Annotated in this window: 11 protein-coding genes and 2 riboswitches; of the genes, 4 read left to right on the top strand and 7 right to left on the bottom strand. The window is 65.6% G+C overall.

The features are described from left to right. Positions 1-33: 33 nt before the first annotated feature. The 6 genes from LDO41_RS15945 to LDO41_RS15920 form a co-directional block, all read right to left on the bottom strand. The gene (locus LDO41_RS15945) at positions 34-1,410 is read right to left on the bottom strand and encodes an L-serine ammonia-lyase (RefSeq protein ID WP_223989855.1); all 1,377 of its coding nucleotides are present in this window, start codon (positions 1,408-1,410) and stop codon (positions 34-36) included. Between the two features lie 49 nt (positions 1,411-1,459). Then, a complete protein-coding gene (locus tag LDO41_RS15940) occupies positions 1,460-1,999 on the bottom strand; it encodes a DUF421 domain-containing protein (protein ID WP_223989853.1) in 540 nt (179 codons plus the stop codon). A gap of 105 nt (positions 2,000-2,104) precedes the next feature. Further along, positions 2,105-5,026 (bottom strand): aminomethyl-transferring glycine dehydrogenase, encoded by a 2,922-nt coding sequence (gene gcvP / locus LDO41_RS15935; RefSeq protein ID WP_223989851.1) that lies wholly within the window; start codon positions 5,024-5,026, stop codon positions 2,105-2,107. Between the two features lie 125 nt (positions 5,027-5,151). Continuing rightward, positions 5,152-5,532, bottom strand: coding sequence for a glycine cleavage system protein GcvH (gcvH, locus tag LDO41_RS15930; protein WP_223989849.1), 381 nt, complete (start codon positions 5,530-5,532; stop codon positions 5,152-5,154). A gap of 98 nt (positions 5,533-5,630) precedes the next feature. Continuing rightward, the gene (gcvT, locus tag LDO41_RS15925) at positions 5,631-6,755 is read right to left on the bottom strand and encodes a glycine cleavage system aminomethyltransferase GcvT (protein WP_223989847.1); all 1,125 of its coding nucleotides are present in this window, start codon (positions 6,753-6,755) and stop codon (positions 5,631-5,633) included. A gap of 69 nt (positions 6,756-6,824) precedes the next feature. After that, a riboswitch (glycine riboswitch) is annotated at positions 6,825-6,962 on the bottom strand. Between the two features lie 29 nt (positions 6,963-6,991). Next, a riboswitch (glycine riboswitch) is annotated at positions 6,992-7,088 on the bottom strand. Positions 7,089-7,151: 63 nt separating this feature from the next. Further along, positions 7,152-7,376, bottom strand: a complete 225-nt coding sequence (locus LDO41_RS15920; protein WP_223989845.1) for a glycine zipper 2TM domain-containing protein — start codon at positions 7,374-7,376, stop codon at positions 7,152-7,154. 298 nt (positions 7,377-7,674) lie between these two features. On the opposite strand from LDO41_RS15920, the gene LDO41_RS15915 reads away from it, so the two are divergent. From LDO41_RS15915 to LDO41_RS15905, 3 genes are all read left to right on the top strand, one after another. Beyond that, the gene (locus LDO41_RS15915; protein WP_223989843.1) at positions 7,675-9,771 is read left to right on the top strand and encodes a UvrD-helicase domain-containing protein; all 2,097 of its coding nucleotides are present in this window, start codon (positions 7,675-7,677) and stop codon (positions 9,769-9,771) included. A gap of 413 nt (positions 9,772-10,184) precedes the next feature. After that, positions 10,185-10,913 carry a response regulator gene (locus LDO41_RS15910; RefSeq protein ID WP_223989841.1) on the top strand — a complete coding sequence of 243 codons (729 nt, stop codon included), beginning with the start codon at positions 10,185-10,187 and terminating at the stop codon, positions 10,911-10,913. 200 nt (positions 10,914-11,113) lie between these two features. Beyond that, entirely contained in the window at positions 11,114-12,304 is a 1,191-nt protein-coding gene (locus tag LDO41_RS15905) for an ATP-binding protein (protein ID WP_223990461.1), read from the top strand. Positions 12,305-12,307: 3 nt separating this feature from the next. Here LDO41_RS15905 and LDO41_RS15900 read toward each other — a convergent pair whose 3' ends face one another. Continuing rightward, a complete protein-coding gene (locus tag LDO41_RS15900) occupies positions 12,308-13,450 on the bottom strand; it encodes an ABC transporter substrate-binding protein (protein WP_223989839.1) in 1,143 nt (380 codons plus the stop codon). Between the two features lie 169 nt (positions 13,451-13,619). Between LDO41_RS15900 and hemN the strand changes: the two genes are divergently transcribed. After that, positions 13,620-15,038: an oxygen-independent coproporphyrinogen III oxidase gene (hemN, locus tag LDO41_RS15895; protein ID WP_223989837.1), complete on the top strand. Its 1,419-nt coding sequence runs from the start codon at positions 13,620-13,622 to the stop codon at positions 15,036-15,038. Positions 15,039-15,069 lie beyond the last annotated feature (31 nt).

Genomic DNA, 15,069 nt, shown 5'->3' with positions numbered 1-15,069 from the left:
GGACCATTGGCACTGACTTTCAGTACCAGCCCGTCAGCACTCGACGATATTTACGGCGAGCCCGCCACGCGCGGTTTCCTTGTACTTGGTCTTCATATCGGCACCGGTCTCGCGCATGGTCTTGATCACCGAGTCGAGCGAAACATAGTGCGTGCCATCGCCGCGCAGTGCCATGCGCGAAGCATTGACAGCCTTGACCGAGGCCATCGCATTGCGTTCAATGCACGGAATCTGCACGAGACCGCCGACGGGATCGCAGGTCAGCCCGAGGTTGTGCTCCATGCCGATCTCGGCGGCATTCTCCACCTGCTCGGGCGTGCCGCCGAGCGCGGCCGTGAGCGCGCCTGCAGCCATCGAGCACGCCACGCCGACCTCGCCCTGGCAGCCAACCTCGGCACCGGAGATCGACGCGTTGAGCTTGTACAGCAGGCCGATCGCCCCGGCGGTCAGCAGGAAGTCGACCACGCCCGCGCGGTTGGCGCCCGGCACGAAGCGATCGTAGTAGTGCAGCACGGCGGGAATGATGCCGGCCGCGCCGTTGGTCGGCGCCGTCACCACGCGGCCGCCAGCAGCGTTCTCTTCGTTGACGGCCATGGCGTACAGATTCACCCAGTCCATCACCGACAGCGGATCGGACAGCGTACGTTCAGCACGCTCGGTCAGATTGCGATGCAGCTCGGGCGCGCGCCGCCGCACCTTGAACGGCCCTGGCAACTCGCCCTCGGTGCGGCAACCGCGCGCGACGCAGCGCTGCATCACGTCCCAGATATGCATCAGGCCGTCGATGACTTCCGCTTCGGTGCGCCAGGTGAGTTCGTTCTCGAGCATCAGGCGCGCGATCGACTTGCCGCTCTCGCGAGCCATATCGAGCATCGCGCGGCCGCTCGTGAACGGATGCGGCAATTGCTTGCCGGCGGCCAGCACCTGCGTGTTCGGCGCGCCCGCGGTCACGACGAAGCCGCCGCCGACGGACAAGTAACGCGCCTCGCGCAGCGGGGTGCCCGCCGCGTCGAACGCGTGGAATTTCATGCCGTTGGGATGCTCGGCGAGGGCCTCGCGCCGGTAGAACGCAATGTGGTCGCGCTCGACGAACGGCACCGTGTGCGTGCCCAGCAGCGTCAGCGTGCGCGCCTGGCGAACCGCGGCAAGCTTGGCCTCGATGGTGTCGGGATCGATCGTATCGGGCGCCTCGCCCATCAGGCCGAGCATCACGCCCTTGTCGGTACCGTGCCCCTTGCCGGTGGCACCGAGCGAGCCATACAGCTCCATGCGTACGCTGGCCACCTGTGGCAGCAGGCCATCACGCTCGAGCCCCTGCGCGAACATCAGCGCGGCGCGCATCGGGCCCACGGTATGGGAACTCGATGGGCCGATACCCACCTTGAACAGATCGAAGACGCTGACAGCCACGGGAGTTCTCCATCATTGCGCGCGGCCTTTTGTGGGGTAGCGTCAGACGCTATACCGGCGCATCCAGTCCTGAACCACCGGGATCGCGCCAGAGCGAACCCGGACCTTGCCGGTCCGGCGGCAGCGTCTCGCGTTTCATCACGCTCACGCTGCCATCGGTTTCGAGAATCGCCACGTGCACCTGCTGCAGGTGCTCGCAGCCCGCACGCCGCAGCGTCTTGTGCAGTTCGTGCTGGCTGATCCGCTCGCGCCGCATCACCTCATCGTAGACCTTGCCGTCGTGGATCAGGATCTGCGGTTTCCCTTCCAGAAACGATTCGGCGCGTCGGCTCAGCCATGTGACATAGCCGAGCCCCGCGTCGGCGGCAAACAGTGTCACGGCCAGGATCAGTCCCGCCGCCACCGAGTTGTCGCCGGCGTTCATCGCGTTCTGCACTGCATTCGAGATGATCAGCAACAGGACCAGGTCGAACGGCGTGAGCTGACCGATCTGTCGCTTGCCGGACATCCGCATCAGGATGAGCAGCGCGCCGTAGACAATCAGGCCGCGCAGCACGAATTCCCACCAGGGCGCTTCGAGATGCCACATGAAAGAGGTCTCCGCTCAGGGCACGCCGCGAATGTGGGCGTGCCCTGAGCATAGCGCTTTGGCGCCGCCCCGGGTGTCCGGCTGCGCCTGACAGGCGGGGCTTGCTCAGTCCTCCGCGTACTCGCTCATCGGCACGCACGAGCAGAACAGGTTGCGGTCGCCGTACACGTTGTCGGCACGGCCAACCGGCGGCCAGTACTTCTGCGTGCGCAGCGATGCCACCGGATAGGCTGCTTCCTCGCGCGTGTAGGCATGCGTCCAGTCGTTCGCGGTGATCACGGCCGCCGTGTGCGGCGCGTGGCGCAGCGGATTGTCCTCGCGGTCGAACGAACCATCGGCCACGCGCGCGATCTCGGCGCGGATCGCGATCATCGCGTCGATAAAGCGATCGAGCTCGTGCAGCGCCTCGCTCTCGGTCGGCTCGATCATCAGCGTGCCCGGTACCGGGAAGCTCATGGTCGGCGCGTGGAAGCCGTAGTCCATCAGGCGCTTGGCCACGTCCTCGTTGCTGATGCCGGTGTCCTTCTGCAGCGGACGCAGGTCAAGAATACATTCGTGCGCCACCAGGCCGTGCTGGCCCGTGTACAGCACCGGAAAGTGCGGTGCCAGGCGACGCGCCACATAGTTGGCCGTAAGAATCGCGTTCTCGGTGGCCGCGGTCAGGCCGTCGGAACCCATCATCGCGATATACATCCACGAGATCGGCAGGATGCTCGCGGAGCCGAACGGCGCGGCGGACACGCCGCCAATGCCGTTGTCGTCGCGGCGATAGCCGACGCTGTCCTGGTTCGGCAGGAAGTCCGCGAGGTGCGCGCCCACGGCCACCGGACCCACGCCCGGGCCGCCGCCGCCGTGCGGAATGCAGAAAGTCTTGTGCAGATTCAGGTGCGACACATCGCCACCGAAATGACCCGGCGCAGCCGTGCCGACCATCGCGTTCATGTTGGCGCCATCCACGTAGACCTGGCCGCCGTGACGATGCACGATCTCGCAGATCTCCTGCACGCCCTGTTCGAACACGCCGTGCGTCGACGGGTACGTGATCATGATCGCGGCGAGGTTGGCGCTGTGCTGCTCGGCCTTCTTCGCGAGATCGGCGAGGTCGACGTTGCCGTTGTCGTCGCAGGCCACCACCACCACCTGCATGCCGGCCATCTGCGCCGATGCGGGGTTGGTGCCGTGCGCGGACGACGGAATCAGGCAGATGTTGCGATGGCTCTGGCCACGGCTCGCGTGGTACTTCTGGATGATCAGCAGGCCCGCGTACTCGCCCTGCGAACCCGCGTTGGGCTGCAGGCTCACGGCCGCATAACCGGTGGCCGCGCACAGCATTGCTTCCAGCTGGTCGATCATTTCGCGATAGCCCACGGTCTGGTCGAGCGGCGCGAACGGATGGATGCGGCTGAACTCGGGCCACGTCACCGGGATCATCTCGCTGGTGGCGTTGAGCTTCATCGTGCAGGAGCCCAGCGGGATCATCGTGCGATCGAGCGCGAGGTCCTTGTCGGCGAGCATGCGCAGGTAGCGCAGCATCTCGTGCTCGGCATGGTGCGTGTTGAACACCGGATGCGTCAGGTACGCGCTCTGGCGGGCCAGCGTGGCCGGATAGCCGTCGGCAACGGTCGCTTCCACGGCGTCGAAGTCGGGCAGCGGCTTGCCGTGCGCGAAGATCTCCCACAGCGTGACCACGTCCGCGCGCGTCGCGGTTTCATCGAGCGAGACGCCGATGCGCGTGCCGCCGGCATGGCGCAGGTTGATGCCGTGCGAGGTGGCGGCCGCGTGGATCGCCTCGGTATTGAAACCGGTCTCGAGCGTGAGGGTGTCGAAGAACGTCTCGTTCAGCGGAGCGTGGCCGAGTGCCTTCAGGCCCGCGGCCAGCGTGGCCGTCAGGCGGTGCACGCGTTGCGCGATGCGCTGCAGACCCTGCGGGCCATGGTAGACCGCGTACATCGAGGCCATCACGGCCAGCAGCACCTGCGCGGTACAGATGTTCGAGGTCGCCTTCTCGCGGCGGATATGCTGTTCGCGCGTCTGCAGGGCCAGACGGTAGGCCTTGTTGCCCTGCGCGTCGATGGTCACGCCAACCAGGCGGCCAGGCATCGAGCGCTTGAACGCATCCTTGACCGCCATATAGCCGGCATGCGGGCCGCCGAAGCCGAGCGGCACGCCAAAGCGCTGCGAGTTGCCCACCGCAACGTCCGCGCCCCATTCACCGGGTGCGGTGATCAGCGTCAGTGCCAGCAGATCGGCCGCCGCCACCACGAGACCACCGGCCGCGTGCACTGCCTCGGCAATCGCGCGGTAGTCGGCTACGTCGCCATTGACGCCCGGGTATTGCAGCAGCACGCCAAATGCATCGGCGCTGGCCGCGTCGGCCGCGGGGCCGACCTTGATCTCGATGCCAAGCGGCAGCGCGCGCGTGCGTACCACTTCCAGCGTCTGCGGCAGCACGTCGTCTGCCACGTAGAACGTGGTCGACGCATGCTTGTTGACGCGCTGCAGCAGCGTCATCGCCTCGGCCGCGGCCGTGCCTTCATCGAGCATCGACGCATTCGCGATATCGAGGCCGGTCAGGTCGGTGACCATCTGCTGGAAGTTCAGCATCGCCTCGAGGCGACCCTGCGAGATTTCCGGCTGGTAGGGCGTGTACGCGGTGTACCAGGCGGGATTCTCGAAGATGTTGCGCAGGACCACGCCCGGCGTGAGCGTGTTGTAGTAGCCCTGGCCGATAAAGCTCTTGAGTACCTTGTTCTTGCCGGCCAGCCCGCGCAGTTTCGCGAGCGCGGCTTCTTCGGTCAGCGGCGCGGTGAACTCACCGAGCGGCATGCCATCGCGGCGGCGGATGGCGGCGGGGATGACGGCATCGATCAGCGCGGCGCGGCTCTCGAAGCCGAGCACCTTCAGCATATGGCGCTGTTCGGCGGAGTCCGGGCCGATATGACGGGCGGAGAAGGCGTCGCGCGCCTCCAGTTCGGCCAGCGTGGGCCGGGATTGCGCGGCAGCGTTCGTGGGCAGCGGGGCGTTCATGGCAAGGATCTCGTTGTGGCGGCACCGGTGGTCGGCCGGTGAGGCCAGGTATTTCGTACAGATGCGTCGCAATACATCGTGGCGGCGCCTTCCGCTGGCTGAGCGGAAGGCAACCCGGGCGGCGCTCAGGCGCCGACGTTGGCCTTGTAGGCGTCCACGTTCATCAGGCCGTTCACGTCATCGCCGTTGGCCGGCTTGAGCTTGAACAGCCAGGCCTCGAACGCGTTGGCGTTGACGCTCTCGGGCGCGGCGGTCGCGGCCTCGTTGACGGCGATCACTTCACCGGCCACCGGCGCGTAGATGTCGGAAGCGGCCTTCACCGATTCCACGACGGCCAGCGCATCGCCGGCGCCAACCGCGCGGCCGACTTCAGGCAGTTCGAGGAAGACGATGTCGCCCAGCGCGTCCTGCGCGTGATCGGTAATGCCGATGGTCAGGGTGCCGTCGGCTTCGACGCGTACCCACTCGTGCGACTCGGTGTACTTCAGGTCGGCGGGGAAGTTCATGAGGGTTCTCCGGATTCAGATATCGGGTTGCGGCGCCAGCGGGGCAGCCATGCCTGCTGGCGATCCATCGTTTTGTAGGTCGACCGTGGTTGCGAGCGTCAGCTCACGAGTGCCTTGCCATTGCGCACAAACGGCAGTTTAACCACAGTTGCAGTCAGTTTGCGGTCGCGAATCTCCACCTGGACCTCGGCGCCGGGGGCAATTTCCTTCGGCAACCGTGCGAATGCGACAGACAGCGACAACGAGGGGCTGAACGTGCCGCTCGTGATCTCGCCCTCGCCGGACGCGGTGAACACCTTCTGGTGCGCGCGCAGCACGCCCTTGTCGCGCAGGATCAGACCCACGAAGGTCTGCTGCTGGCCGTTGGCGACCAGTGCCGCCTTGCCGGTGAAATCGCGCTCGCTTTGCAGATCGACGGTCCAGGCCAGGCCGGCGTCGAGCGGCGAAGTCTCGATGTCCATGTCCTGGCCGTACAGGTTCATGCCGGCTTCGAGGCGCAGCGTGTCGCGTGCGCCAAGTCCGGCCGGGCGTACGCCCGCGGCCTGCAGCTTTTCCCAGATGCCGGCCACGTTCTCCGCGGGCACCACCAGTTCGAAACCGTCTTCGCCGGTGTAACCGGTACGCGCGATCATCAGTTCGCCCATCACGGGGTCCTGCACGACGAGCGCGTTGAACGGCTTGAGCGCGTCGGCCGGCTGCGTGGACGGGAATGCGGCGTAGACGCGGGCGCGGGCGTTCGGGCCCTGCACCGCGACGATGGCCAGCGCTTCGGTGCCGGCCGGAGCAACATCGCCGCGCCGCGGCGTGATCGTGACACCGCTGCCGGTGGCCGCATTGCGCGCGCGAATCCATTCGATATCGCCGAGGGCCGTGCTCGCGTTGACGACGAGGCGGAAGCGATCTTCGGCAAAGAAGTAAACGATCAGGTCGTCGATGACGCCGCCCTTGTCGTCGAGCATGCACGAATACAGCGCCTTGCCCGGCGTCTGCAGCTTGTCGACGTTGTTGGCCAGCAGGCCGCGCAGAAACGCGCGCGTATTGGCGCCGCTCAGGTCGACCACGCACATATGGGAAACGTCGAACATGCCGGCGTCGGTGCGCACGGCATTGTGCTCCTCGATCTGGGAGCCGTAGCTGACCGGCATGTCCCAGCCGCCGAAGTCGACCATGCGAGCGCCGAGGGCGCGATGGATGGCGTTGAGGGGCGTGGCCTGGAGCGTCATGGGGGCTTTCCTTTGGTCGCGAAAACAAAAAAAGGGTCAACCGTCGCGGTGCATTTCTACACCGCGACGGTTGACCCCTCTGTCCTCGATACCTGAGAGATTACGAAACGCTACGTCTTGCTGACGCCACGCTTCGCGCGCCCCTTCGGTGGACACGCTCATCATGCATGGAAGCAATGACGGGTGTCGCTCTCCAGAGTGCGGTACTGATGCCAAGAATATCTAGTCCTGACGTACCGATCCGACCGGTCCATGGTGCCTGAGAGTTTTCGGGTGATACCCCTTCGGCGGCGCAAGTTTGTAGTAGCATGCGCGCTCTCCCGGACGGATGCGCGTGAATGTACGGGAGGGCCGGGGCGGTGTCAACGGCCCCGGCCCTCCCACGCGGCCGTGTAATTACTTCTTGTCGTTGGTAATCACGTTACCCACCACGCCGCCGACCGCCGCGCCGCCGAGGGTGCCCAGCGCACTGCCGTTGGTCAGTACGGCACCGCCGGCCGCGCCAACGCCGGCGCCGATCGCGGTATTCCTCTGCTTTGGCGACCAGTCGGCGCAGCCTGCGAACAGGCTCACTGTCAAGCCGATCAGCGCCACGCGGGACAGTTTGTGCAAGGTACTCATGATGGCCCTCCATTCGTTGAGTTATTGATTGGCGCCGCGTTGGGGCAGACGGCCGCGGTTGCCATGACTCTGAGAGGCAACATTCGTGCCGCAAGTTGCGCGGGCTTACGGACCCTTACCAAGTGTTACCGCTGTGAAACACCCTCATCGGCGGCAGTGGTCCGGGGGCAGGCCGACAGGGGGCTGCGTGCTACCATCGACCGCTTTCGCGCCGCCATCGCGTGCGTGCCTGAGTCGGCACCTGACCGATCCGGCCGTGCCCGTCTCGCCACTACTCCCGCTTTTTTCCCGCCATCCCATGACCCACGGACTCAACGCCGCGCAATCCGAAGCCGTCCGCTACCTGGACGGGCCCTGCCTCGTGCTGGCCGGGGCGGGTTCGGGCAAGACGCGCGTGATCACGCAGAAGATTGCCCACCTGATCGAGGACAAGGGCTTCGAGCCGCGTCATATCGCCGCCGTCACGTTCACGAACAAGGCGGCGAAGGAGATGCAGGAGCGGATTGCCAAGCTCATGGAAGGCAAGACCACGCGCGAGGGCAAGCGCATCCCGCTCAAGCAGCTGACGGTCTGTACCTTCCACTCGCTCGGCGTGCAGATCCTGCGCATGGAGGCCGAGCACGTAGGCCTCAAGCCGCAGTTCTCGATCATGGATTCCGACGACTGCTTCGGCCTGGTGCAGGAGCAGCTCGCCACCACCGACAAGAAGCTGATCCGCAGCGTGCAGAGCATGATCTCGCTGTGGAAAAACGGCATGATCGACCCCGAGGCCGCAATCGCGCAGGCCGCGAATGCCGACGAGCATCAGGCCGCGCTGGTCTATCGCAACTACGTGGCCACGTTGCACGCGTATCAGGCGGTCGACTTCGACGATCTGATCCGCCTGCCCGCGGAGCTGTTCGCGCGGGACGAGGCGGTGCGCCTCAAGTGGCAGAACCGGCTGCGCTATTTCCTCGTCGACGAATACCAGGACACCAACGCGTGCCAGTACCAGCTGCTCAAGCAGCTCGCGGGCGGCTCGCATCTGCGCGCGCCGGCGTTCACCGCGGTGGGCGATGATGATCAGGCGATCTACGGCTGGCGTGGCGCCACGCTCGACAACCTGCGCCTGCTGCAGTCCGACTATCCGGACCTCAAGGTCGTCAAGCTCGAGCAGAACTATCGTTCGACCGTGCGCATTCTCGAGGCCGCCAACGCGGTCATCGCCAACAATCCGAAGCTGTTCGACAAGAAGCTCTGGAGCGAGCACGGCATGGGCGACCCGATCGCCGTGCATGGCATGAACGACGAGGAGCACGAGGCCGAGTCGGTGGTGTTCCGTTTGTCAGCGCACAAATTCGAGCGGCGCGCGCAGTTTCGCGACTACGCGATTCTGTATCGTGGCAACCATCAGGCCCGTCTGTTCGAACAGATCCTGCGCCGCGAACGCATTCCTTACGTGTTGTCTGGTGGTCAGAGCTTCTTCGACAAGGCCGAGATCAAGGATATCTGCGCGTACCTGCGGTTGATTGCCAACCCTGACGACGATCCCGCGTTTATTCGCGCGATCACCACGCCGCGGCGCGGCATTGGCAACACCACGCTGGAAGTGCTCGGCACGTTCGCGGGGCAGGCCAAGGTGTCGTTGTTCGAGGCGGCGATGATGGGCGGCATCGAGGGCAAGCTGCAGCCGCGTCAGCTCGAACCGCTGCGCGTGTTCTGCGAATCGATGGTGCGGCTGGCCGATCGCGCGGCGAAAGATCCCGCCACGGTGGTGCTGGACGACCTGATGGGCGGCATCCACTACGAGGCCTACCTGTACGACGCGTTCGACGAGCGCCAGGCGCAGTCACGCTGGACCAACGCGCTAGAGTTCATCGACTGGCTCAAGCGCAAGGGCACGCGCCCGGAGCCCGAAGCGGGCGCCGAAGCGACTGGCTTCGACAATGCCGATGGCTTTGGCGACGAAGGCAAGAACCTGCTCGAACTTACGCAGACCGTGGCGCTGATGAGCATGCTCGAAGGTCGCGAGGAAGATCCCGATGCGGTGCGGCTGTCCACGCTGCACGCGTCGAAGGGCCTCGAATATCCGCACGTGTTCCTGGTTGGCGTGGAGGAGGGCATCCTGCCCCATGCGCGCGAGGATGAGGACATGAGCGACGAGAAGATCGAGGAAGAGCGTCGCCTCATGTATGTGGGTATCACGCGCGCGCAGCGCAGCCTGCAGATCAGCTGGTGCAAGAAGCGCAAGCGCGCGCGCGACACCTATTCGTGCGAGCCGTCGCGCTTTATCGCCGAGATGAAGCTCGAGGAAGCGCCCGCGCCCAAGGACGAGACCCCGGCAATGAGCCCCAAGGACCGGCTCGCCGGTCTCAAGGCATTGCTCGGCAACGCCGGCAAACCTGCCGCGGGCTGACTTTCAGCTCTGACTTCAGCTTTGACCTCCGCTGATCGGTCAGATGATTGCCGCCACCGTGCAATACAACTGATACAAGCCGGACAAGACCGCTCGCATCGCCGCCCCTAGCATGGCGGAACGCGAGACGTCTCGGCGTCAACCGTCGCACCGCGCTCGCCCTTCGGTTGCGGTGCGGGCCAGGCATGCGAGCCTGGCTTCTTCCCTGTTGAACGCTCCCGGCGCGGCAGCACCGGGAGCGTTTTTTTCCGGGTCGCCACGTATCGGACGCGACGCATGACGTTCGCATCACGTACCAATACCGATACAAACTGCTCTCGGCACGCTACGGGCTAACTGGTACAGTGATTTGCCGCCGCGCATTCGTCGTGCTTCCGCCGCATGCCAGCAGCGTGCCTGCCCATCGAGTTGCCATGGATCTATCGCCCACGCTTCCCATCCGCTTGCTGATCGTCGATGACGATCCTCAGATTCGTTCCATGCTCGCCGAGTATCTCGCCACGTTCGGCATGGAGGCTGACGGCGCAGAAGGCGGCGCGGCCATGCGATCCGCGATGAGCCAGAACAGCTACGACCTGGTCATCCTCGACCTCTCGCTGCATGGCGAGAATGGCCTGACGCTGTGCCGCGAGCTGCGCGATCAGGGCGACACGCCGGTGATCATGCTGACCGCGCGTGCCGAGCTGGCCGATCGCGTGGTCGGGCTCGAAGTGGGCGCCGACGACTACGTGACAAAGCCGTTCGAGATGCGCGAGCTTGTCGCGCGTATCCACACCGTGCTGCGCCGTAGCCGCGCCGACAGCAAACGCTCGGCCGTGGTGGCGGGCCACGAACTGCGCTTTGCCAAGTGGCGGCTCAATACGACGTTGCGGCAGCTGGTGGACGAGGAAGACACGATCGTGCCGCTCTCCAACGCCGAGTTTCGGTTGCTGCTGACCTTTATCGAACATCCGAATCGCGTGCTCGACCGCGAGGTGCTGATCAATCAGGCACGCGGGCGCGACCTCGATGTGTTCGATCGCAGCATCGATCTGCTGGTATCGCGACTGCGCCAGAAGCTGCGCGACGATCCGCGCGACTCCGCGCTGATCCGCACCGTGCGCGGCGAGGGGTACGTGTTCACTGGCAGCGTCGAGCACTGACCCGCATGGCGGAGCCGCACATGGCTGAATCCAGAACAGCCGAACCCATCGTGCCGACTTCGGATGCGCGTGCCGCGCGGGCTGACGTACGCGCCGAGGTCCGCCCCGACGTTCGCGCTGACACGCGTGCCGACACGCGTGCTGACGCGCGCACCGAATCGAGCACCGAAAGCGTCTGGCACGAACGCCGCCACGACTCCATGTTCGTGCGGCTGTTCTTCGTCATGGCCGCGATCATGCTCGCCGTGCATGTGTTGGGCGTCACCGTGATCGAGGGACTTTTCCCGCGGCCCGGATCCGATCGCCATCTTCAGATGCGCCGCGCCGCGTCCGAAGCCGCCTCTGGCATGCCGGCATCGACACCACCGGGACTATTGCTACGCGCCGACACCGATGGCGACGGTGATATCGACGCCGACGATTACTACGGCCCACCACTGCGCGGTATCCACGATGATCGCTTTGGGCCGCCCGGTGGCGCACACGATGGCCCGCACGGCGGCCCCCCGCCCGATGGCTCGTTCCTGCCGCTGCATGGCCTGTGGCCGCCGCATCTCGGCATGGTGTTTCAGCTCGCGGCAATCCTCATTGCATCGTGGGTCGGCGCGCGCCTGCTCGCGCGGCCGGTGCAGCAACTCGCGCGCGGCGCGGGACGCCTGGCGCAGGACGTCCATGCGCCGCCACTCGACGAGAACACCGGTCCGGCCGAAGCGCGCGCCGCCACGCATGCGCTGAACCTGATGCAGCAACGTATCCGCACGCAGCTCGCACAGCAGTCGCGTTTTCTGGCCGCCGTGTCGCATGACCTGCGCACGCCGCTCACGCGTATGAGTCTGCGTATCGAACGCATCGAAAGCAACGATGTGCGATACCGGCTGCGGCAGGACCTTGCCGAGATGAATGGTCTGATCGATGCCACGCTCTATTACCTGCGCGAGCGCGACGATGCCACGGGGCCGCGCCAACGTGTCGACGTGCAGGCGCTGCTGCAGGCGATTGTCGATGATGCGCAGGAGATCGGGCAGGACGTCACGCTGATCGGTGGCGCGCAGCCGATGTTCGCCTATCCGGCCGAACTGCGCCGCGCGGTGGTCAACCTCGTCGAGAATGCACACCGCTACGGCGGTGCGGCACAGATCGTGCTGTCCGATAGCGCTGAGCGTGTGGTGATCGATGTGTGCGACTGCGGGCCCGGCATTCCGCCCGCGGAGTTGCAACGCGTACTCGAACCGTTCTATCGCGTGGAGTCGTCGCGCAGCCGGGCGACCGGCGGCGTTGGCATGGGCCTCGCGATCGCGGCCGATATCGTCGCGCGGCACGGTGGCGAGCTCGAGCTATCCAATCGCCTGGAAGGCGGCCTGCGCGTACGCATCGACCTGCCGCGCGCGTGAAGGCTACGCCCGTTGCGGCGCGCCGTCCTTGCCGATCACCGCAAGCTGTACATACTGCGATCCGCGCGCCCCGCGCGTGAAATCGAGCGGGAAATCCCCCACATCGAAGCGCGCCTGTATCGCGCGCCGCAGCTCCGCGGCGCCGGGCGCACGCGTGGCCGCCACCGCGCGCACGACGCATGCGGCACCGATGTATCCCGCCAGCGTGGCAGGTGAGGGCGGCTCGTCGAGATACTGCTTCATACGCGCCACGTGTTCCTTCACCACGCGCAGCGTCGATTCCTGCGGGCCCGGTGCCACCTGTGTCAGCACGATGCCGCCGGCATAACGCGCGCCAAGGATCTCGCGCGCGGAAGCCGGGCTGACCGACGACAGCCCAACCAGAAAGCCAAACCATCCATGCGCCGCGAGGGCGCGGCCGAGGTTGCCATAGGCCAGCGTATCGCCGGCGATCAAGACCGCGCCCGGCTTGCGCGCCGCAATCTGGCGCGCGCTTTCACTCACGTCACCAGTGATCTCGAACGCCTGCGTGGCCATGTCCTGCTCCATGCGCGCGAGCCACGGCGTGCCCTTGCGCAGCGTGCCGGCCGCGAAGTCCGGCGCCACGGCAAGCGCAATGCCGGACAGACCGTAGTTACGCAATTGCCTGACCGCGGCATCGAGTTCGGACTGATAGTCGGACCGTGTGTACCAGACGTTCTCCGCCGGTAGCGAGAGCCCCGACAGCGGCGCAACGATCTGCACGCCGCGCCGCATGATTTCCGACGATTGCACGAGCGCGGGCAACAGACTGTCGCCGGGCCCGAACAGTACGTCGGCGCGTTCGTTATCGACCAGGGCCAACACTTGTCGGATCACGTTGCGTGGGTCGGGATCGGCGTCGCGCACGACATGCGCAATATGAATGCCGGTATTGCCCGCCGCGTTGACGGCATCGAACTGGACCTTCGCGCCCGCCAGATAATCGCGCGCCAGATCGGCCTGCGTGCCGGTGCGATCAACCAGATGCACCACCACCATTTGGCGCCGCGTGACGGTGGCAGGCGACTGGGCATGCAGAGGCAGCGCGTAACCTGCCCCCAGCGCGGCCAGGGTGGACAGACAACGCCGTCGGGCGGGCGACGCGGGGAGGGCTGGCTGGCGCATGGCGAGGAAAGGGGCAGGTTGGGTGGAGCAACGATCGGCGGAGCGTAGCCAGCCTTCATGTCTGCCATGTGACGCCCGTACCCGAAGAACGAGGGGCTTGATGTCGATCAAGGCGCGTGCCCTTTGAGGAAACTACGATCACGAGCATCGCCCCGCGCTCGTACCCATCATGTCAACCTCTCGCTCCGCCGCTCCTTTCGATCGCCACGCGCTTGCCGATTTCCGCGCGCTCGCGGCCCACATCGATGGCAACGGGCCGCGCTATACCTCGTATCCCACGGCGGACCGCTTTCATACGGCGTTCGGCGAAGACGCCTACCTTGCCGCGCTCGATGCGTGCGCGCACGCTGCGCCTTCTGCACCGTTGTCGCTGTACCTGCATATCCCGTTTTGCGACAACATCTGCTACTACTGCGGCTGTAATAAGATCATCACGCGCGACCATGGTCGCAGCAGCCGGTACGTCGACTATCTTGCGCGCGAGATGGCGCTGGTGGCAGCGCGACTCGGTGAGCGACGGTCGGTGATGCAATCGCACTGGGGCGGCGGCACGCCGACCTTTCTCGATCCCGACGAGATGCGTCGCGTGATGGCCGCGCTCGGCGAGCACTTCGATCTGCTGCCCGAGGGTGAGCATGCGATCGAAATCGATCCGCGCACTGTCGATGCGGCGCGTATGACGTTGCTGCGCGAGCTGGGCTTCAATCGCATCAGTCTCGGCGTGCAGGATTTTCATCCCGAGGTACAACAAGCCATCCATCGCGTGCAGCCGTTTGCGCAGACACGCGATGCGGTATTCGCCGCGCGCCGGCTTGGCTTTCGCTCGATCAGCATGGATCTGATCTACGGTTTGCCGCATCAGACCACGGCGCGCTTCCAAGAAACGCTTGATCGTGTGGTCGCGCTGCTGCCCAATCGCATCTCGGTCTACAGCTACGCGCATTTGCCGCATGTGTTCAAACCGCAACGGCGCATCGACACGGCGGCATTGCCCGCGCCCGCGGAGAAGCTAGACATACTGGTGTCGACCATCGAGCGGCTGACGTCCGAAGGCTACGTCTATATCGGCATGGACCATTTCGCGCTACCCGACGACGATCTTGCACGCGCGCAACGTGATGGCCGCCTGCAACGGAATTTTCAGGGCTACGCGACGCATGCGGGGTATGACCAGCTCGGCTTTGGCGTTTCCGCGATCGGCGCGATCGCGGGCTGCTACGTGCAGAACGCGCGAACACTGGACGAGTACTACGACGCGCTCGACGCCGGCCGGCTGCCGATTACGCGCGGCTTCCAGATGTCCGCGGACGATGACCTCCGCAAGACCGTGATCGGCGCGCTGATGTGCAACGGCACACTCGACCTCGCGCAGATCGAGGCACGCTTCGATATCGACTTCGCGCAGACTTTCGACGCGGAACTGCGAAACCTCGACGCACTGGCCACGCAGGGCCTGGTACGCCGCGACGCCGCACGCATCGAAGTCACCGCGCTCGGGCGATTGCTGGTCCGCCGCATCGCGATGGTGTTCGACCGCTACCTGCGAGAGGCCGAACCCGTGCCGCTACGGTATTCGCGGGTGGTGTAACTGACCAACGATGTTGTTCACTCCGAATACG

Origin of the sequence: Cupriavidus pampae (assembly GCF_914271485.1) — a bacterium.
Taxonomy (GTDB): domain Bacteria; phylum Pseudomonadota; class Gammaproteobacteria; order Burkholderiales; family Burkholderiaceae; genus Cupriavidus; species Cupriavidus pampae.
Note: the sequence above shows the minus strand (reverse complement) of the source record. Positions and strands in the feature narration are given on the sequence as shown.